The 18488-nt window shown below is 70.9% G+C and carries 18 protein-coding genes; 11 read left to right on the top strand and 7 right to left on the bottom strand.

Annotated elements, in window-relative coordinates; translation table 11 throughout:
• The first annotated feature begins 298 nt into the window (after positions 1–298).
• Both ACIRHA_RS38495 and ACIRHA_RS38490 read left to right on the top strand, forming a co-directional pair.
• Entirely contained in the window at positions 299–1321 is a 1023-nt protein-coding gene (locus ACIRHA_RS38495; RefSeq protein ID WP_403855651.1) for an ATP-binding cassette domain-containing protein, read from the top strand.
• Complete coding sequence (locus ACIRHA_RS38490) at positions 1318–2154, top strand: ABC transporter permease (protein ID WP_403855649.1); 837 nt, start codon at positions 1318–1320, stop codon at positions 2152–2154. The genes ACIRHA_RS38495 and ACIRHA_RS38490 overlap by 4 nt, the downstream gene beginning before the upstream one ends.
• A gap of 47 nt (positions 2155–2201) precedes the next feature.
• Here ACIRHA_RS38490 and ACIRHA_RS38485 read toward each other — a convergent pair whose 3' ends face one another.
• Entirely contained in the window at positions 2202–5615 is a 3414-nt protein-coding gene (locus tag ACIRHA_RS38485; protein WP_403855647.1) for an AfsR/SARP family transcriptional regulator, read from the bottom strand.
• Between the two features lie 166 nt (positions 5616–5781).
• Between ACIRHA_RS38485 and ACIRHA_RS38480 the strand changes: the two genes are divergently transcribed.
• Positions 5782–6582 (top strand): site-2 protease family protein, encoded by an 801-nt coding sequence (locus ACIRHA_RS38480; RefSeq protein WP_403855645.1) that lies wholly within the window; start codon positions 5782–5784, stop codon positions 6580–6582.
• Between the two features lie 43 nt (positions 6583–6625).
• On the opposite strand, the gene ACIRHA_RS38475 is transcribed toward ACIRHA_RS38480, so the two are convergent.
• On the bottom strand, positions 6626–6826 hold the full coding sequence (locus ACIRHA_RS38475) for a hypothetical protein (RefSeq protein ID WP_403855643.1): 201 nt from the start codon (positions 6824–6826) through the stop codon (positions 6626–6628).
• Between the two features lie 90 nt (positions 6827–6916).
• The gene (npdG, locus tag ACIRHA_RS38470) at positions 6917–7630 is read right to left on the bottom strand and encodes an NADPH-dependent F420 reductase (RefSeq protein ID WP_403855641.1); all 714 of its coding nucleotides are present in this window, start codon (positions 7628–7630) and stop codon (positions 6917–6919) included.
• 94 nt (positions 7631–7724) lie between these two features.
• Between npdG and ACIRHA_RS38465 the strand changes: the two genes are divergently transcribed.
• A complete protein-coding gene (locus ACIRHA_RS38465; RefSeq protein WP_403855639.1) occupies positions 7725–8336 on the top strand; it encodes a hypothetical protein in 612 nt (203 codons plus the stop codon).
• A 73-nt stretch (positions 8337–8409) separates the two neighbouring features.
• Here ACIRHA_RS38465 and ACIRHA_RS38460 read toward each other — a convergent pair whose 3' ends face one another.
• Positions 8410–8631, bottom strand: a complete 222-nt coding sequence (locus tag ACIRHA_RS38460) for a hypothetical protein (protein ID WP_403855671.1) — start codon at positions 8629–8631, stop codon at positions 8410–8412.
• A 57-nt stretch (positions 8632–8688) separates the two neighbouring features.
• Here ACIRHA_RS38460 and map point away from each other — a divergent pair, with 57 nt between their 5' ends.
• Positions 8689–9549 carry a type I methionyl aminopeptidase gene (gene map / locus ACIRHA_RS38455; protein ID WP_403855637.1) on the top strand — a complete coding sequence of 287 codons (861 nt, stop codon included), beginning with the start codon at positions 8689–8691 and terminating at the stop codon, positions 9547–9549.
• Positions 9550–9720: 171 nt separating this feature from the next.
• Positions 9721–10371, top strand: a complete 651-nt coding sequence (locus ACIRHA_RS38450) for a heme oxygenase (biliverdin-producing) (RefSeq protein ID WP_403855635.1) — start codon at positions 9721–9723, stop codon at positions 10369–10371.
• 120 nt (positions 10372–10491) lie between these two features.
• Here ACIRHA_RS38450 and ACIRHA_RS38445 read toward each other — a convergent pair whose 3' ends face one another.
• On the bottom strand, positions 10492–11148 hold the full coding sequence (locus ACIRHA_RS38445; protein ID WP_403855633.1) for a PhzF family phenazine biosynthesis protein: 657 nt from the start codon (positions 11146–11148) through the stop codon (positions 10492–10494).
• A gap of 131 nt (positions 11149–11279) precedes the next feature.
• Between ACIRHA_RS38445 and efeO the strand changes: the two genes are divergently transcribed.
• The 4 genes from efeO to ACIRHA_RS38425 all read left to right on the top strand — a co-directional run bounded on the left by efeO (position 11280) and on the right by ACIRHA_RS38425 (position 15660).
• Positions 11280–12425, top strand: coding sequence for an iron uptake system protein EfeO (gene efeO, locus ACIRHA_RS38440; RefSeq protein WP_403855631.1), 1146 nt, complete (start codon positions 11280–11282; stop codon positions 12423–12425).
• A gap of 75 nt (positions 12426–12500) precedes the next feature.
• Positions 12501–13778, top strand: a complete 1278-nt coding sequence (gene efeB, locus ACIRHA_RS38435) for an iron uptake transporter deferrochelatase/peroxidase subunit (RefSeq protein ID WP_403855629.1) — start codon at positions 12501–12503, stop codon at positions 13776–13778.
• A gap of 6 nt (positions 13779–13784) precedes the next feature.
• Positions 13785–14630, top strand: coding sequence for an iron uptake transporter permease EfeU (gene efeU, locus ACIRHA_RS38430; RefSeq protein WP_403855627.1), 846 nt, complete (start codon positions 13785–13787; stop codon positions 14628–14630).
• Positions 14631–14679: 49 nt separating this feature from the next.
• The gene (locus ACIRHA_RS38425; RefSeq protein WP_403855626.1) at positions 14680–15660 is read left to right on the top strand and encodes a hypothetical protein; all 981 of its coding nucleotides are present in this window, start codon (positions 14680–14682) and stop codon (positions 15658–15660) included.
• 68 nt (positions 15661–15728) lie between these two features.
• Here the strand turns inward: ACIRHA_RS38425 and ACIRHA_RS38420 are convergent, their stop codons facing one another.
• Both ACIRHA_RS38420 and ACIRHA_RS38415 read right to left on the bottom strand, forming a co-directional pair.
• A complete protein-coding gene (locus ACIRHA_RS38420; RefSeq protein WP_403855624.1) occupies positions 15729–16484 on the bottom strand; it encodes a bifunctional DNA primase/polymerase in 756 nt (251 codons plus the stop codon).
• Positions 16485–16627: 143 nt separating this feature from the next.
• Positions 16628–17290: a TetR/AcrR family transcriptional regulator gene (locus tag ACIRHA_RS38415; protein WP_403855622.1), complete on the bottom strand. Its 663-nt coding sequence runs from the start codon at positions 17288–17290 to the stop codon at positions 16628–16630.
• 163 nt (positions 17291–17453) lie between these two features.
• On the opposite strand from ACIRHA_RS38415, the gene ddaH reads away from it, so the two are divergent.
• Positions 17454–18287, top strand: a complete 834-nt coding sequence (gene ddaH, locus ACIRHA_RS38410) for a dimethylargininase (RefSeq protein WP_403855620.1) — start codon at positions 17454–17456, stop codon at positions 18285–18287.
• The last annotated feature ends 201 nt before the right edge of the window (positions 18288–18488 follow it).

Here is an 18488-nt window from a genome sequence, read left to right as displayed (position 1 = left end):
GCGCTCCGCGGGTTCACGGGTGGGTGGGGTGCGCCCCGGGGCTCAAAAGATCGGGGCTCCGCCCCGGACCCCGCGCCTCAAACGCCGGCGGGGCTGCATCTGCTCAATCGCCGCAGGGGCTTGATATTTCAAGCCCCTGCGGCGATTGAGCAGGCCCGTCCGGCAGGACTTTCGGGAAGGGGCGGGGTGGGGGAGACAGTCACGGTGCGGCAGATCTGTCGGCGATATATCGGCGGACGGCCGGCCGGTGTCGGTCGGCTGTCGGCGGATTGTCGGTGGCGGCTGACACCTTGAGGGCATGACGCGAATCGACAAGAACTCCGTGGGCGACCGACCGGTCGCCGTATCCGTGAGGGGACTGGTCAAGCACTACGGCGAGACCAAGGCCCTGGACGGCGTGGACCTGGACGTGCACGAGGGCACCGTGATGGGTGTCCTCGGGCCGAACGGCGCCGGCAAGACCACCCTCGTCCGCTGCCTCTCCACCCTCATCACCCCTGACTCCGGGACGGCGATCGTCGCGGGCTACGACGCCGTGCGCCAGCCCCGCCAGCTGCGCCGCGTGATCGGCCTCACCGGCCAGTACGCCTCGGTCGACGAGAAGATCTCAGGCCGCGAGAACCTGTACATGATCGGGCGTCTGCTCGACCTGTCCAGGAAGGACGCGAAGGCCCGTGCCGACGCCCTCCTGGAGCGGTTCTCGCTGACCGACGCGGCCGGCCGCCCCGCGAAGACGTACTCCGGCGGTATGCGCCGCCGCCTCGACCTCGCGGCGTCGATGATCGGCCGCCCGCACGTCCTGTACCTGGACGAGCCGACGACCGGGCTCGACCCCCGTACCCGTAACGAGGTGTGGGACGAGGTGCAGAGCATGGTGAAGGACGGCGTGACCGTACTGCTCACCACCCAGTACATGGAGGAGGCCGAGCAGCTGGCCTCCGAGCTCACGGTCGTCGACCACGGCAAGGTCATCGCGCGTGGCGGCATCGAGGAGCTCAAGGCGACGGTCGGCGGCCGCACCCTGCGGATCCGCCCGGCCGACGAGCTGGAGCTGCGCCCGCTGGCGCACGCGATAGACGACATGGGGCTCACGGGCCTCGCCACCACCACCGTGGACACCCGGTCCGGGTCCGTCCTGGTCCCCGTACTCAGTGACGAGCAACTCACCGCCGTGGTGGGCGCGGTCACCGCGCGGGGCATCACGATCGGCTCCATCACCACCGAACTGCCCAGCCTGGACGAGGTGTTCCTGTCCATCACCGGCCACAAGGCCTCCGCCCCGCAGAACGCCAGGCCCGAACTCGAGGAGGCCGCCGTATGAGTGCCACCACCCTTGCTCCCCCGGCCGCCCCCACGATCACCGTCGAGGCCGACCCCAAGATCGGCCTGAGTGGCCATCTGCGGCACACGGGCGCGCTGATCCGCCGCAACCTGCTGTGGATCCGCAACGACCCGGAGTCGATGTTCGACGCGATCCTGATGCCGATCATCTTCACGCTCCTGTTCGTGTTCGTCTTCGGCGGCTCCATCGGCTCCGCGATGGGCGGCGGCCAGGACGCGTACGTGCAGTACGTGATCCCCGGCATGGTCGCGATGATGAGCATGAACATCGCGCAGGGCGTCGGCACCGGCTTCAACGAGGACTTCCAGAAGGGCATCATGGACCGCTTCCGGTCCCTGCCCATCGGCCGCGGTTCAGTGCTCATGGCCAAGGTGGTCGTCGAGATGCTGCGGCTCCTCGTCGCCACCACGGTCCTGATGATCGTCGCGCTGCTCGTCGGCTTCGACATCACCAGCTGGGCCGGCCTGCTCGGCGCCATCGGTCTGACCGCGCTGTTCGGCTCCGCCCTCATGTGGATCTTCCTGACGCTCGGCGTGACCATGAAGAGCGCGCAGGCCGTGCAGGCCATGGGCTTCCTGGTGATGATGCCGCTTCAGTTCGGCTCGTCGATCTTCGCGCCGACCGATTCGATGCCGGGCTGGCTGCAGGCCTTCACCGACTGGAACCCGATCTCGTCCCTCGCGGACGCCTGCCGCGCCATGATGGTCGGCGGCCCGGTCACCCACGACCTGTGGGTGACCCTGGGGTGGACGGCAGTGATCACGGCCGTCATGGCCCCGATCGCGATCCGTAAGTTCACCACGAAGAGCTGACCCGACGCGGAACGGGTCCGGGCGACCGGGTCGATTCGCGTCGGTCGTCAGTCGTCCAGCAGGGCGGTGGCCTCCTCCAAGGAGAGGTCACCGCCTTCTGCGTGTGCCCGGTCGTACGTCGCCTCGTCGAGCAGCGCGCGGATCGCCGCCGCGGCCTCCACGCGCCAATTGCGTTCGAGGAGGGCCGGCTTGTGGCCCTCGGGCATCGCCGCGTCGGACGCCCCCATGAGCCGCGCGGCGGTTACCGCGTCGCCTTCGCCGCCCCGCAGGGCGAGGGCCCGGGCCGCAGTGCACAGATGCAGCCCCACCAGTTGCGGCATCACGAGCACGGACAGCGGGTCCCGCGCGATGTCGAGGCAGCGCCGCACGTTCATGACGGCATCCTCGGCGCGCCCGTCGACGGCGTCGATCATCGCCTCCATGCCGATGGTCATGCCGTGGAAGAACCCGATCTGCGCGACCCTGAACTCACTGCGCAGCAGAGCGAGTTGCTTACGGGCCTCGACGGTGCGGCCGGTGAACGCGAGATGAGAGACGAGGAAGAGGCGGGCGGCGGGCCGGGATTCGTTGGTGTGCCGGCGCCCGTCCTCGAGCGACTCCCACAGCAGTGCCTCACCCTCCTCGGTGTGCCCCTGCTCGATCCGCGTCTGGCCGAGCCTGACCTGGAGGATCGCGGCCTGGGAGTGGGCGCCCATGCTCTGCGCGACCTCACGGGCGCGCGTGTAGTCGTCGGCGGCGCCCTCGAAGTCGCCGAGCTTCTCGCGCGCCTCGCCGCGCGCGGACAGCGCCTCGGCCGTCCCCCACTCGTCGCCGAGCCGGGTGAACAGGTCCAGCGACTCGTCGGCGTACACGAGCCCCTCCTCGGCCCACTCGCTGCGGTTGGCGAACACGTTGGCCCGCATCTGGAGGACGAGCGCCAGCTCCCAGTCGTAGCCGAGCTCGCGGCAGGTCCGCGCGGACACGGCGGCGAGCTCCTGCAGCCGGTCCATCTCGCCGGTCATCAGGACGGCGAAGTACCAGATGTTGCCGGGCGGGCGGCAGGCCTGCGGGAGGTCGGCGCGGTAGGTCTCGATGACGGCGCGCAGCCGGGCCTGGCCCTCCTCCGTCTGCCAGTGGTCCATCTCCATGTCCATGTAGCCGAGCCGGCACATGTGGACCTGGCGGCGCGCCTCTTCGAAGAGCTCGCCGGTCAGCGGGGGCGGGATGTCGGTGCAGCGCTCGAAGAGCGGCGGGGCGGGGCTGCCGGGCCCGGCGAACGGGTCGGGGCCGAGCGCCGCGGCCTCCCCCGTCCACGTACGGGCGTCGACGCGCAGGTCCCGCATCTGCCAGAACCAGGCCAGGGACAGCACGAGGCAGAACGCCTCCTGCTCGTCGCGGGCGGTGACCGCGTGCCGCAGAGCGGTCCGGAGATTCTCGTAGTCCCGCTCGATCCGGGCGATGGCCGCGCGCTGGCCGCTGCCGCGGAGCAACGGGTCGGTGGTGCGGGCGAGTTCGCGGTAGTACGTGAGGTGGGCGCGCTCGGCGGCGGCGCGCTCCCCGGACTCGTCGAGGCGATCGCCGGCGTACTCGGAGACGGTTTCGAGGAGCCGGTAGCGCATGCCGCCGCCGTGCTCGTCGTCCTCCGGGGCGGCGACCACGAGCGACTTGTCGACGAGGGAGGCCAGGGCGTCCAGCGCGTCCGGGCCGCAGACCGCCTCGGCGGCGGACAGGTCGCAGCCGCCGCTGAACACGGAGAGGCGGGCGAGGGTGGCGCGCTCCGGCGCGTCGAGCAGGTCCCACGACCAGTCGACGACCGCGCGGAGCGTCTGCTGGCGGGGCAGGGCGGTGCGGGCGCCGGAGGTGAGGAGACGAAAGCGGTCGTCGAGGCGGTCGGCGATCTGGCGGGGCGTGAGCATCCGCAGCCGCGCGGCGGCGAGTTCGATGGCGAGCGGGAGCCCGTCGAGGCGGCGGCAGATCTCGCCCACGGCCTCCGGGTCCTGCTCCGGGGCGAACCCGGGACGAACGGCTCCGCCGCGCTCCCCGAACAGCCGCAGCGCGTACGGCTCCGGGAGCGGTTCCACCGGGTACAGCGACTCGCCCGGTACGCCGAGGGGTTCACGGCTCGTCGCCAGGATCGTGACGCCGGGGCAGTGGGCGAGAAGGTCCTCGGCGAGGGCGGCGGCGGCGTCGATGACGTGCTCGCAGTTGTCGAGGATCAGCAGAAGCCGGCGGTCCTCGCAGTGCTCCACGAGCCGTACGAGGGGGTCGTCGCCCTGCCGCTCGCCGGCGACGCGAAGCTCTTCGGCGCCGGCGCCGCGCAGCACGGTCTCGCGGGCCCCGAGCGCACTGACGACGGCCTCCGGCACGGCGGCCGGATCACTGACCGGCGCCAACTCCGCGAGCCACACCCCGTCCGGGACGGCCCCGAGCCCCTCGGCGGCCTCCTGCGAAAGCCGCGTCTTGCCCGCGCCGCCCGGCCCGAGAAGCGTGACCAGCCGCACGCGGCCCAGGTCGGCGCGGATGGCGTCGAGGTCGTCGGCCCGGCCCACGAACGAGGTGAGCCTGGCCCGGAGGTTGCCCGGGGCGGGAGCCGCCGCATCCCCACGCGGCACCGGGGGCCGCCTTGCCCACCCTGCCGCCCCAGGCGGCAGACTGCCCAAGGCGGCGGCACTATCAAGCCCCCGCGGCGATTGAGCAGGCTTTTCAAGCCCCGCCGGCGATTGAGGCGCGGGGTCCGGGGCGGAGCCCCGTGGCGTAGGGGCGGTCGGGGTCAGCAACTCCCCGTGCAGCGCGCGGAGTTCCGGCCCGGGATCCGCCCCCAACGTATCCGCCAACCCCCGCCGCACCACCTCGTACGCCACCAACGCCTCCGCCGCCCGCCCCGCGGAGCGCAACGCCCGCAGCCGCAACACCTGCAACGGCTCGTCCAACGGATACGCGTCACAGAGCGAGGCCAACTCCGGCAGCACCTCGTCCACCCGGCCAAGGGCCAGGTACGCGGCGAGCCGGGTGCGCCGGGCGTCGAGGTGCCGGGCGTCCCAACGCGTGACCTCGGTCGACCGGTCCGGAAGATCGGCGAGCGCAGGCCCCCGCCACAGCGCGAGCGCGTCGTCGAGAAGGTCGAGCGCCTTGGCCGGGTCACCGTCCGCGAAGGCCCGCACCCCGTCCCCGGTCAGCCGCTCGAAGCGGAACAGATCGACGTCGTCCGCGGCGGCGGCGAGCCGATAGCCACCCTCGGACGAGGTGATCGCCCCGGCCCCCAGCGCCCTGCGCAGCCGCCCGACCAGCGCCTGCAACGCTCCCGCCGCATCCGCGGGCGGCTCCTCGCCCCACACCTCATCGACCAGGAACGCGACGGGTACCGCTCGCCCTGCCCGCAGGGCGAGCACCGTGAGCAGCGCACGCAGCCGCGCCCCGCCGACCGGGACGGCCGTGCCGTCGTCGCGGAGTGCTTGCGTGGTGCCGAGGATGCGGTAGCGCACGGGCCTATTCTCCCCGCTGCCGTCCGGCCACCGCGCCGGGTACCTGCCTGGACCTCGTCATGCCCCTACCTTGTCCGGAACTCCCGCAGTACCGCGACACGTTTCCCGCATAGAGCGAGTACGTTCGGTGAGCCAGCCGACCAGTCAGCCCCGGGAGTCCCACCCCATGACCACCGCCACCGCACGTCGCGGCGACAACAGGATCAGCCCCGTCTTCCTCGGTATCGCCGCGATCACGGCGGTGGCCGGCTGGGCGGTGTGGACGGACTTCGCGTCCAAGCCGGGCTTCGCGGTGTTCCTGTTCGTGACGGGCGCCTGGGTCGTCTCGCTCTGTCTGCACGAGTACGCGCACGCGCGCACGGCCCTGCACAGTGGTGACATCTCGATCGGCGCGAAGGGCTATCTGACCCTGAACCCGCTGAAGTACACGCACGCCCTGCTCAGCATCGTGCTCCCCGTCATCTTCGTGATCATGGGCGGGATCGGCCTGCCCGGCGGCGCCGTCTTCATCGAGCGGGGCCGGATCCGTGGACGCTGGCGGCACAGCCTGATCTCGGCGGCGGGGCCGCTGACGAACGTGCTGTTCGCGATCGTGTGCACGGCGCCGTTCTGGCTGGACGCGCTGGACGGGGTGCCGGACACCTTCCGTTACGCGCTCGGGTTTCTCGCGCTGCTCCAGGTGACCGCGGCGATCCTGAACTTCCTTCCCGTACCGGGCCTTGACGGGTACGGGGTGATCGAGCCGTGGCTGTCGCACAAGATCCGGCGGCAGGTGGAGCCGTTCGCGCCGTTCGGTCTGCTCGCCGTGTTCGCCGTGCTGTGGATCCCGGAGATCAACCAGTGGTTCTTCGACGCGGTCGACTGGGTGCTCGGCGCGCTCGGCGTGCACGAGTGGGACACGTACTGGGGTCGCGCGTTCTACCAGTTCTGGCAGGGCACCCCGGAGATTCCGACGTCCACTCAGTAGACGGGGTTCACGCAGCGGGCGACGTTCACGCAGCGGGCGGCGTTCAGGCCGTGGGCGCGGCCTCGGCCTGCGCGGCCTGCTTCTCGGCCTTCGCCCTGCGCAGGTAGAACCACGACATGTTCGACGTGACGCCCGCGATCAGCACCCACACGATCCCGAGGAAGCTGCCCTCAACGAAGGAGACCACGGCCGCCACGACGGCCAGGGCGCAGACGACCAGGGAGAACAGTGCGATGCGGGGCATGGGGGTCGGCTCCAGACGGCGGCGCGGCGGGTAGTACGCCGACCAGTGTCCCCCATGCCCCGTGAGCGCCGGAAGGCACCCCGTACGGGCCTATACGTCGGTTACGCGCAGTCCCGCGTGCGCCTTGTAGCGGCGGTTCACCGAGATGAGGTTCGCGACCAGGGACTCGACCTGGTGGGCGTTGCGGAGCCGGCCCGAGAAGATGCCGCGCATGCCCGCGACGCGCCCGGCGAGCGCCTGGACGAGCTCCACGTCGGCGCGCTCCTCGCCGAGGACCATGACGTCGGTGTCGATCTCGTCGACCTCCGGGTCGATGAGCAGGACGGCCGACAGGTGGTGGAAGGCGGCCGTGACCCGCGAGTCCGGAAGCAGCGCCGCGGCCTGCTCCGCCGCACTCCCCTCCTCCGGCTTCAGGGCGTACGCGCCCTTCTTGTCGAAGCCGAGCGGGTTGACGCAGTCGACGACGAGCTTGCCCGCGAGGTCCTCGCGCAGGGCTTCGAGGGTGGCCCCGTGGCCGTCCCACGGCACGGCGACGATCACGATGTCGCTGCGGCGGGCGCACTCGGCGTTGTCGGCGCCCTCGATGCCCAGGCCGAGTTCATCGGCCGCCGCCCGCGCGCGCTCGGCGGCGCGGGAGCCGAGGATCACCTTCTGGCCCGCACGGGCGAAGCGGTAGGCGAGGCCCTTGCCCTGCGGTCCCGTCCCGCCGAGGACACCGACGACGAGTCCGGAGACATCGGGCAGGTCCCAGGGGTCCTTGGCCGGGGCCTTCTGGCCGCTCGGGCTGCTTTCGGTAGAGGTCATGCGGCGACCCTACTCAAGGGGTACGGGTCCCGTACGGGCGGACTTCCCTCGAACGCGGCGAACGCGCGGGCCACTTGAGGCACCATGCGACCCCATGGATGCCGTACGAGTAGCACTGCTGCGCGAGGTACTCGCCGGAACCGAGTGGCCGTCCGCCACGCGTCGCTTCGCCGGGGCGCTGCGCTCCTCGGTCGCCGCGCACGGCGGCGGGCTCCTTCTTGTGGGCACGCCGACGTACGAGCCCTGGCATCTGGCGGCCCATCTGGTCGACGAGGCGGCCTGGTCCGGTGTGCCCGAGCTGGCCCCCACCCTCGTACGGCACGCGGCGTGTCCGGACGATCCCGCGCACCTGGCCGTCGGCCTCGGCCGGCTGGAAGCGGCGCGGCGCGGCGAGACGCTCCTCGTGGTCACGCCGACCTCGCCGGGGGCGCCGCTGCTGGAGCGGGTGCACGATGCGCGCCGCGCGGGGGCGACGATTCTGGCGCTCGATTCGGAGGCCTCCGGCGGGGGTGAGCTCGGGGCCATGGCGCATGACGGGCTGAGCGTTCCCGTCGACACGGACCTCGATATCGACACGGTGCAGCATTTGGTCAGTGCGGCGGCGGGGGAGAACGCGGTGGGGGCTCCGCGGGGGCGGCGGGGGTTCCGGGACCGGCTGTCCCGGCTGGCCGATCATTTGACGGCGCCGCCGCCCGCGCGGTGGTGACGTGCGGGTCACCCGCGCGGGGCTCTGCCCCGGACCCCGCGGGCTCTCGTCACAAGTGCGGGGCTTGAACTGCTCAATCGCCGGCGGGGCTGTCCTTGTTCCACTTGGGATCGTTGTCCCACTCCAGGTTGCGTTCCTTCGCGGTGTCCATCGCGTGCTGGGCCTCCTCGCGGGAGGCGTAGGGGCCGAAGCGGTCCTTGTTGGGGCACTCGGGCCCTTCTTCGACCTTCTTGTGCTCCAGGCAGTAGTACCACTCGCCCGGCTTTCCGACGGTTCGCTTCTTGAACAGCGCCACGGCGGCTCCTCTCGTCCCCGCCATGCTCCCCCACCCGCGCTCGTTACACTCGCTGGCATGTCTGGCCAGTCGCAAGCTTCGCCCACCCTGCTCGTTCCGGGGGAGATCTCCCCCGTCCGCTCCGTGCCCGGGAACATCCGGCGCCCCGAGTACGTCGGCAAGCCCGCGCCGACCCCGTACACGGGCTCCGAGGTGCAGACCCCGGAGACCATCGAGGCGATGCGGATCGCCGGCCGGATCGCGGCGCGGGCCATGGCGGAGGCGGCGAAGGCGATCGCCCCCGGCGTCACCACGGACGAGCTGGACCGGATCGCGCACGAGTACATGTGCGACCACGGCGCGTACCCTTCCACGCTCGGCTACCGCGGCTTCCAGAAGTCGCTGTGCACGAGTGTCAACGAGGTCATCTGCCACGGCATCCCGGACTCGACCGTCCTCAAGGACGGCGACATCGTCAATCTCGACGTGACCGCGTACATCGGCGGCGTGCACGGCGACAACAACGCCACGTACCTGGTGGGCGATGTCGACGAGGAGTCGAGGCTGCTCGTCGAGCGGACCCGCGAGTCGCTCGACCGCGCCATCAAGGCCGTGAAGCCGGGGCGCCAGATCAACATCATCGGCCGGGTCATCGAGTCGTACGCGAAGAGGTTCGGGTACGGCGTCGTGCGCGACTTCACCGGGCACGGCATCAACTCGTCGTTCCACAGCGGCCTGATCATCCCGCATTACGACTCCCCGCAGGCCACGACCGTGATCAAGACCGGCATGACGTTCACGATCGAGCCGATGCTGACGCTCGGCACGTACGAGTACGACATGTGGGAGGACGGCTGGACGGTCGTCACGAAGGACCGCAAGCGGACCGCCCAGTTCGAGCACACACTCGTCGTCACGGAGATCCTCACGCTGCCGTAGGCGACGCCGCTCCCGCGCATCGAGCCCGCCCCATTGTGGGGCGGGCTCTGCTGTTTACGTTCCCTTGATCGGAGAACCGGGTAGGTTTTTACCGACAGCGTGTCGGGAAGGCTGTAATTTTAGGTAAGCCTAACCTAATTAATACTCTACGCACTCTACGGCGGAGGCCCCATGGACACCCCGTTCTCCACCCTGATCCGCACCGCTTCGCATGAGCAGCACACGGAGGCGGAGACGTCGACGTTCATGGGTGATCTGCTCGGCGGGCGGCTCGGCGTGGACGCGTACGCGCGGCACACGGAGCAACTGTGGTTCGTTTACCGGGCACTTGAGGACGGCGCGCGGCACCTTGCCGGTGACCCGGTGGCCGGGCCGTTCCTCCGGCCGGAGCTGGAGCGCGTACCCGAACTGGAGCGTGACCTCGCGCATCTGCGGGGTCCGGGCTGGCGGGAGACGGTGTCCGCGCTGCCGCAGACGCGGGCGTACGCGGAGCGGGTCGCGGAGTGCGCCGCCTCGTGGCCCGGTGGGTATGTGGCGCACCACTACACCCGCTACCTCGGCGACCTCTCGGGTGGGCAGATCATCCGCGACAAGGCGGAGAAGGCGTGGGGGTTCGCGCGCAAGGGGGACGGTGTGCGGTTCTACGTGTTCGAGGGGGTCTCCAACCCTGCGGCGTTCAAGCGGCGCTACCGCGAGTTGCTCGATGGGATCGCGGTGGATGAGCTGGAGAAGCAGCGGGTGGTGGCCGAGTGCAAGGCGGCGTTCGCCTTGAATACCGGGGTGTTTCGTGGGCTGGGCGAGGAGTTTCGGTCGGCCGCGTGATCGTTGCGCGGCACCGGCGTTACGGTCACGGGGCTCCGCCCCGGACCCCGCGCCTCAATCGCCGGCGGGGCTGGAAAGATCGCCTCAATCGCCGGCGGGGTCCGGGGCGGAGCCCCGGGGTCAGCGTTCCAAGCGGACCCGGCCGCCCACCTCCACCGAACCTCCCGGCAAGGGGGCCGTGAGGATTTGGGAGCCGCGGCCCTGGCGGATGTTGAGGGCGCGGTCGAGGTGGGCGGTGAGGGCCAGCGCCGCCGCCCCCGTCGCCTCGTCCTCCACGATGCCGTCACCCCGCCCGGGGAAACCGCGGGTCCGGACCCGCCCCGCCGCCTCGTCCTCCCAGGCCCACGCGTAGATCCACTCCCCCTCCGGAGGAACCGGCAGCGCGCCCACCTCCGCGACGGATCCGTACTGCCGCAACGTACGACCGGACACCCACTCCGCCCGCGCCTCGACCCAGCTGAACTCGCCGTCCTGGCGCGCCGCGACGACGCCCGCGGGTACGACGAGTTCCGGCACGTCGAGCAGCCAGGCCGTGCCGACGCAGGGGTGCCCGGCGAACGGCAGGCGCGCGGTCGGCGTGTAGATGTCGATGACGCCGCGCTCGGGGTCGTCGACGAAGACGGTCTCGCTGAAGCCGAGTTCGGTGGCGAAGACCTGCCGTTGGTCCCGGTCGGGGAGGCGGTGGCCGTCACGGACGACGCCCAGCGCGTTGCCCTCCCGGCCGCCGGGGGCGCAGAAGACGCGCACCACGTCGTACTCGATGCCGTACTCGTTCATGGGCCGCAGTCAACCACGCGACACTCGATGCTTGACCAGCGCTTGACCCTTCCCTGACTTGGCCATGGGCTGTACTGAGGTAAGCCTCATATAAGTTAGGTCCGCCTTAGTTACCCCTGCTTGGAGCCCGCATGCGAGCCGCCCGACTCACCGTTTCCACTGCCGTCGCCGCGGTGGCCGCCCTGACCGTCGTCACGGGCTGCACGCAGAAGAGCGACGCCAAGAGCGCCGGTTCCGGTGCGGTCAAGGTGACCGCCGACGACGACAGCTGCACGGTGTCGAAGAAGGAGTTCCCCGCGGGGCACGTGGAGTTGGCGGTCGAGAACAAGGGGTCCCGGGTCACCGAGGTCGAGATCCTCTTCCCGGACGACCGGATCGTCTCCGAGCGCGAGAACATCGGCCCCGGCACCAGGCACAGCCTCACCGCCGAGGTGAAGAGCGGCGACTACCGCATCGCCTGCATCCCCGGCATGAAGGGCAAGGGCCACCGCCAGGACGTACAGGTGACCGGCGGGAAGGCCACGGCGAAGCGCGACCCGAAGCTCGACGACGCCGTCGCCGCCTACCGCCAGTACACGCAGACGCAGGCCGACGAGACGCTGCCGAAGGTGAAGACGTTCACCGACGCCGTCCGCGACGGCGACCTGGCGGCCGCCAAGAAGGCGTACGCCCCCTCCCGTATCGGCTGGGAGCGCACCGAGCCGGTCGCCGAGTCCTTCGGTGACATCGACCCGAAGGTCGACGTGCGGTTCGACGGCCTCGAAGAGGGCCAGAAGTGGACCGGCTGGCACCGCCTGGAGAAGGCGCTGTGGAAGGACAAGAAGATCGGGACGGGCGAGAAGGCGCTCGCCGATCGGCTCGACAAGGATCTCGACGACTGGCAGCAGCGCGTCGGCAAGGCGGAGATCACCCCCACCTCCATGGCCAACGGCGCCAAGGAGCTGCTCGACGAGGTCGCCACCGGCAAGGTCACCGGCGAGGAGGAGCGCTACTCGCACACCGACCTCGTCGACTTCAAGGCCAACGTCGAGGGCGCCGAGAAGGCGTACGAGCTGCTCAAGCCGGTCGCGTCGAAGAACGACGCCGCGCTGACCAAGGAGCTGGACAAGCAGTTCGCCGCCCTTGACAAGCTGCTCGACCAGTACCGCGAGGGCAAGCGGGGCTACGAGTTCACCTCCTACGACAAGGTCTCCAAGGCGGACCAGAAGGAGCTGTCCGACGCGGTCAACGCGCTGGCGGAGCCGCTGTCGCAGCTGGCCGCCGCGGTCGTCAAGTAGCCGTCGACCAGTGGCCGTTGGCCGTATGACCGTTCAGCCGTACACGTGCACACGCACCATGAGGAGAGGGTCGCCATGACGGACGACGAGACCTCCAACTCCCCTTCCCCTTCCCGGCGTTCCCTGCTCACCGTCGGCGGCGCCGGACTCGCGCTCGGCGCCGCGGCCGCAGGCGGCGCCGTCGCCCTGACCCGGTCCGAGGAGGACTCGGACATGCAGCCCGCCGGTGACGCGGGCGGCGCGGTGCCGTTCCACGGCGCGCACCAGGCCGGGATCGCCACGGCCGTGCAGGACCGGCTGCACTTCGCTGCGTTCGACGTGAAGACGGCCGACCGCGAGGAGTTCGTGCAGCTCCTGAAGGACTGGACAAAGGCCGCCGCGCGGATGACCGAGGGGCGCGCCGTCGGCGAGGGCGCGTACGGCGGGCTCGCCGAGGCGCCGCCGGACGACACGGGCGAAGCCCTTGGACTGCAGCCGTCCCGGCTCACGCTGACGATCGGCTTCGGGCCCTCCCTCTTCGAGAAGCACGGCAAGGCCCTCGGCATCGCGGACAAGCGCCCGGACGCGCTCGTCGACCTGCCCAGGTTCCCCGGCGAGAACCTGGAGAAGACCCGCAGCGGCGGCGATCTGTGCGTACAGGCCTGCGCCGACGACCCGCAGGTCGCCGTGCACGCCATCCGCAATCTCGCCCGGATCGGCATGGGCAAGGTCGCCATCCGCTGGTCGCAGCTCGGCTTCGGCAAGACCTCGTCGACGACGCCGGACGCACAGACGCCGCGTAACCTGCTGGGCTTCAAGGACGGCACCCGCAACATCGCGGGCACCGAGAAGGACCGCCTCGCCAAGCACGTGTGGGTGGACTCCCCGGGCGACGGTGCCGACTGGATGAAGGGCGGCTCGTACCTGGTCGCCCGCCGGATCCGGATGAACGTCGAGACCTGGGACCGTACGTCGCTGCAGGAGCAGGAGGACGTGTTCGGCCGGGACAAGGGCGAGGGCGCGCCCGTCGGCAAGGCGAAGGAGCGCGACGAGCCGTTCCTGAAGGCGATGAAGCCGGACGCGCACGTGCGGCTCGCGCACCCCGACTCCAACCACGGGGCGACGCTGCTGCGCCGCGGCTACTCGTTCACCGACGGCACGGACGGACTCGGCCGGCTCGACGCGGGGCTGTTCTTCCTCGCGTACCAGAAGGACGTCCGCAAGGGGTTCATCCCGGTGCAGCGCAGCCTCGCGACCGACGCGCTCAACGAGTACATCCAGCACGTCGGTTCGGCGGTGTTCGCGGTGCCGCCGGGGGTGCGGGACGGCAGTGACTGGTGGGGCCGCGGCCTCTTCGAGCAGAAGGAAGGCTGAGAAGCGATGTTCGCGAACTACCTGATCGGGCTGCGCGAGGGCCTGGAAGCCAGCCTGATCGTCTGCATCCTCGTCGCGTACCTGGTGAAGACGGAGCGCAGGGACGCCCTGAAGCCGGTGTGGGCGGGGATCGGGGCCGCCGTCCTCGTGTCGCTCGCGTTCGGCGCGGGCCTGGAGTTCGGCTCGCAGGAGCTGACGTTCCAGGCGCAGGAGGCGCTCGGCGGTTCGCTGTCGATCATCGCCGTGGGCCTGGTGACGTGGATGGTGTTCTGGATGCGGCGCACGGCACGGCACTTGAAGACGGAGCTGGGCGCCAAGCTGGACAGCGCCCTGCGGATGGGCACGGTCGCCCTCGTCGTGACCGCGTTCCTCGCGGTGGGCCGTGAGGGCCTGGAGACCTCCCTGTTCGTGTGGACGGCGGTGCACGCCACCAGCAACGGCACGACGGACCCGGTGATCGGCGCGCTGCTCGGGCTCGCCACCGCGGTGGTCCTCGGCTGGCTGTTCTACCGGGGCGCGCTCCGCATCAACCTGGCGAAGTTCTTCACGTGGACCGGCGGCATGCTCGTCGTCGTGGCGGCGGGTGTCCTCGCGTACGGCGTCCACGACCTCCAGGAGGCCGACTTCATCGGCGGCCTCAACAACCTGGCCTTCGACGTCAGTTCCACGATCTCCCCGGACGGCTGGCTCGGCACGCTCCTGAAGGGCGTCTTCAACTTCCAGCCCGACCCGACGGTCCTTCAGGTCACCGTCTGGTTCGTCTACCTTGTCCCCACTCTCGCCCTGTTCTTCGCGCCTCCCGGGCTGTTTTCCCGCAGGGTCGCGGCAGTGCGGGCCTCCTCTTCCCGGTAGGGTTCGGGCCCGTGCATGGGGCCGGGGAGCGGAAGGTGAATCGAACGTCATGAGCGAGGCCAGGAACAGGATCGGCCGACCGGTCGCAGCGGTCGCGGCCGCGGTCGTGCTGTCCCTCACCGCGAGCGGGTGTGTGACCGTGCACGGCGAGCTGGAGATCGTCCCGACGACCACGAAGGCGAAGGCGGCGAGCGCCGTCGACACGTTCGTGGACGCGTACAACGAGGCGGACAAGACGTACGACGCCGACGCCGACGCGAAGTACGTCACCGGGGCGCTCGGCGCGATCGACGCGGCGAAGCTGAAGGCGGGCCGCGCGCTCAACCCGAACGGCAACCCGAAGCACGCGCCGCTTGAGCTCAGCGACACGAAGATCACGGTGCCGAAGAAGGCCGGCTGGCCGCGCTGGTTCGTGACGAACTCGGACAACAACCGGGTCGACGGCTACCGCTGGGTGATGGTGTTCACCCGGAGCGCCGAGAACGCGCCGTGGGCGGTCTCGTACCTGTCGCTGTTCCGCGACGGCACGGTCCCCAAGTTCAAGACGGACAAGGACGGTCTGGGCGAGTCCGTCTCCCCGGACGCGTCGGGTCTCGCGCAGCGTCCGAAGGACATGGGCAAGCAGTACATCCACTACCTCAAGAAGGGCGGGGACGACTTCGCCCCCGGCCCGCACACGACGCGCTGGCGCCAGACCCGCGACAAGATCGGCACGCGTCCCGGCCTCACCACGCAGTTCATCGACGAGTCCCTCACCTCGGGGAACTACGCGCCCGTGGCCCTGCGCACCGCGAACGGCGGAGCCCTCGTCTTCTTCACGACCCGCCGCTACGAGAAGCTGACCGCGTTCCCCGGCAGCAACCTGCCCGCGATCGGCCCGGACGTGAAGGCGCTGATGAAGGGCGAGCCCAAGCAGTCGGCGATGTACGGGTACGTGTCGGGGCAGGCGGCGATCGACCCGCCGGGGGCGTCGGGGGCGGTGCACGTGGTGTCGCGGGTGGAGGGGATCACGACCGCCGAGGGCAGCTGACGGTCACCCGGCGTTGCGGTCTCGGGGCTCTGCCCCGGACCCCGCTGCTCAATCGCCGCAGGGGCTTATCAGGGCCACGCCGGAGTGAAGTCCGGTTCCGGTTCCGCGCCCGCGTACCGCGCACACGCGTCCGTCAGCGACTCCAGCATCGTCAGCGGATCGGGCAACGGATACTCAGGACCCCGCACCCAGAACACCTCACGCTCACCGGGCAACCGCGCCGGCGGCACCAGAACGTACGACCCACGGCAGTGCCACCGCAGCCCGGGGTGCTCGTCCATGGTCTCGGGATGGCAGTCCAGCTCGCAGGGCCACCACTCGTCCTCCTCGTCCGGCGTCCCACGGGTCGCCGTGAAGAAGAGCATGCGGTCGCCGCCCGATTCGGCGACGGGCCCGACCTCGATCCCCGCGGCGAGGAGCCGCTCCAGCGCCTCGTGCCCCGCCTCCAGCGGAACGTCGAGGACGTCGTGGACCATGCCCGTCGCGGTGATGAAGTTGGCCAGCGGCTGATGTCTCGCCCAGCGCTCGATCTGCGCGCGGTCCGTCGTGGACTGGGTCTGCCAGGCGAAGGAGACGGGGTGCCTGCCGGGGGTCGGACAGCCGACGCGGTTGCACGAACATCGGTAGTCGGAGGGGTACGCGGCCGGGGCCAGCGGCAGTCCGGCGGCGGCAGCGGCGAAGAGCAGGTCCTCGCGGGCCGCGTCGGCGGCCGCGGTGTCCTTCGGGCCGCGCCCGGCCCTCAGCCACCGCGAGATCAGGCCGCCCGTCGCACGCCCCGCCGTACCGCTCCGCCCGCCGAATCGGCGACCCTGCTCCGCGCCCATCAATCCCCTCACCATCGCCGTCGAGCCACTGCTGTCGTGCCGAGTCCGGATGAACCTTGGACCAAAAGTGTCGCACCATCCTGCGCCTCGGGTGGCCACAGTCCACATCCGGGGTATTCGAGGGCGCGCGGGGGGTCGGTTTTCTATGGGCGGCGGCCGCCGATCCCGTAGAGGGCGTACTCGACGATCCTGTCCGCGTACGCGTGGTCGAGTGGTCCGGTGTTCTGGAGCCAGCGCTGGGCGAGCGGTCCGGAGAACAGGTCGCGGGCGATCAGCGGGTCGACCTCGGCGCGGACCTGGCCGGCCTCCTGCGCGGCCCGCAGCCGGTCGGCGTACAGGTCGAGGCCCGGCATGAGCAGCCGGGCGACGAACTCCTCGGAGAACGCCCGGTCGGCCAGCCCCTCTGCGGCGAGCGCACGGGCCGGGGCCTCGAACACGGGGTCCTTGAGCACGTCGACGGTGGCGTGCAGCAGCAGCTTGAAGTCGGCCTCGATGTCGCCGGAGTCGGGCAGGACGGCCGGGTCGCCCGGGTAGCCGGGGTGCCGCTCGGCGGCGACCTCCGTGTTGCGTTCGTTGAGGTCGATGAAGGCCTCCATCAGGACCTCGGCCTTCGAACCCCACCACCGGTAGATCGTCTGCTTGCCGACACCGGCGCGGGCGGCGATGCCCTCGATGGTGGTGCGCGGGTAGCCGATCTCTCCTACGAGGCCGAGGGCGGCGTCGTAGATCGCGCGGCGGGAGCGTTCGCTGCGGCGGGTGGCGTCGGGGACGGCCTTCTTCGCCGACTGGCTCTTCGTGGCTGACATGATTCGAATGTAGCAGCGCGCAAGCCGAGACGGTCCGTCTCGTAACGTTCGCGGGGTCGGTCAAGGGGCCAGTCGTGAACCACCCGTTCGGTTCACAGCCCCGAGGGGGCCTCCGGCCGCACCATGGGCTTCCACCCGGTCCTGCGGTCGTGAGGAGCCCTCATTGCGTAATCCGCGCCTTGTCGAACGTCGCGCCACACCCCGGCGCTATCTCATGTGCCCACCGGCACACTTCAAGGTCACGTACTCGATCAACCCGTGGATGGACCCGACGAAACCCGTCGACGTCCCGCTCGCGGTCGCCCAGTGGGAGGACCTGCAAGGCCGCTACCGCGGGCTCGGCCACACCGTCGAGGTCCTCGACCCGCGCCCGGGCCTTCCGGACATGGTGTTCGCGGCGAACGGCGCGACCGTGGTGAACGGCCGGGTGCTCGGCGCCCGGTTCGCGCACCGGGAGCGGGAGCCGGAGGCCGCCGCGCACCTGGAGTGGTTCCGGTCGCACGGCTACGCCGACGTCCACGAGCCCGTGCACGTCAACGAGGGCGAGGGCGACTTCGCCGTCACCGCCTCCTACGTGCTCGCGGGGCGCGGCTTCCGGGCCTCGCCGCTGTCGCACGGGGAGGCGCAGGAGTGCTTCGGCCGGCCGGTGATCGGCCTCGACCTGGTCGACCCCCGCTTCTACCACCTGGATACGGCGCTGGCCGTCCTCGACGACGCGACGGATGAGGTCATGTACTACCCGGCGGCGTTCTCGCCCGGGAGCCGGGCGGTGCTGCGGCGGATGTTCCCCGACGCGCTGATCGCCTCCGAGGCGGATGCGGTGGCCTTCGGCCTGAACGCGGTGTCGGACGGCCGGAACGTTTTGCTGCCGCAGGGGGCGGTGGGGTTGTTCGGGGTGCTTCGGGAGCGGGGGTTTGTGCCGGTGGGGATGGATCTGGGTGAGTTGCTGAAGGGGGGCGGATCGGTCAAGTGCTGCACCCTTGAACTCCGCGCCTAGCTTCGGCGGCGAGTGAGCCCATCAAGCCCCTGCGGCGATTGAGCCTTTCAAGCCCCTGCGGCGATTGAGCAGGCCTTTCAAGCCCCTGCGGCGATTGAGCAGCGGGGTCCGGGGCGGAGCCCCGGGGTTCGGCCCGGGAGCCGCGGGGGGCCGCGCCCCCCCCGCGGCCCACAAAGCACGGCGGGCCCCCCCCCCCCCCCC

This window comes from Streptomyces sp. NPDC102360, assembly GCF_044766085.1.
Classification (GTDB): Bacteria; Actinomycetota; Actinomycetes; order Streptomycetales; family Streptomycetaceae; genus Streptomyces.
Note: the sequence above shows the minus strand (reverse complement) of the source record. Positions and strands in the feature narration are given on the sequence as shown.

Coding starts and splice junctions, on each gene's coding strand:
- ACIRHA_RS38495 (WP_403855651.1), top strand. CDS start 299: ATGACGCGAATCGACAAGAACTCCGTGGGCGACCGACCGGTCGCCGTA.
- ACIRHA_RS38490 (WP_403855649.1), top strand. CDS start 1,318: ATGAGTGCCACCACCCTTGCTCCCCCGGCCGCCCCCACGATCACCGTC.
- ACIRHA_RS38480 (WP_403855645.1), top strand. CDS start 5,782: ATGACCACCGCCACCGCACGTCGCGGCGACAACAGGATCAGCCCCGTC.
- ACIRHA_RS38475 (WP_403855643.1), bottom strand. CDS start 6,826: ATGCCCCGCATCGCACTGTTCTCCCTGGTCGTCTGCGCCCTGGCCGTC.
- npdG (WP_403855641.1), bottom strand. CDS start 7,630: ATGACCTCTACCGAAAGCAGCCCGAGCGGCCAGAAGGCCCCGGCCAAG.
- ACIRHA_RS38465 (WP_403855639.1), top strand. CDS start 7,725: ATGGATGCCGTACGAGTAGCACTGCTGCGCGAGGTACTCGCCGGAACC.
- map (WP_403855637.1), top strand. CDS start 8,689: ATGTCTGGCCAGTCGCAAGCTTCGCCCACCCTGCTCGTTCCGGGGGAG.
- ACIRHA_RS38450 (WP_403855635.1), top strand. CDS start 9,721: ATGGACACCCCGTTCTCCACCCTGATCCGCACCGCTTCGCATGAGCAG.
- ACIRHA_RS38445 (WP_403855633.1), bottom strand. CDS start 11,148: ATGAACGAGTACGGCATCGAGTACGACGTGGTGCGCGTCTTCTGCGCC.
- efeO (WP_403855631.1), top strand. CDS start 11,280: ATGCGAGCCGCCCGACTCACCGTTTCCACTGCCGTCGCCGCGGTGGCC.
- efeB (WP_403855629.1), top strand. CDS start 12,501: ATGACGGACGACGAGACCTCCAACTCCCCTTCCCCTTCCCGGCGTTCC.
- efeU (WP_403855627.1), top strand. CDS start 13,785: ATGTTCGCGAACTACCTGATCGGGCTGCGCGAGGGCCTGGAAGCCAGC.
- ACIRHA_RS38425 (WP_403855626.1), top strand. CDS start 14,680: ATGAGCGAGGCCAGGAACAGGATCGGCCGACCGGTCGCAGCGGTCGCG.
- ACIRHA_RS38420 (WP_403855624.1), bottom strand. CDS start 16,484: ATGGGCGCGGAGCAGGGTCGCCGATTCGGCGGGCGGAGCGGTACGGCG.
- ACIRHA_RS38415 (WP_403855622.1), bottom strand. CDS start 17,290: ATGTCAGCCACGAAGAGCCAGTCGGCGAAGAAGGCCGTCCCCGACGCC.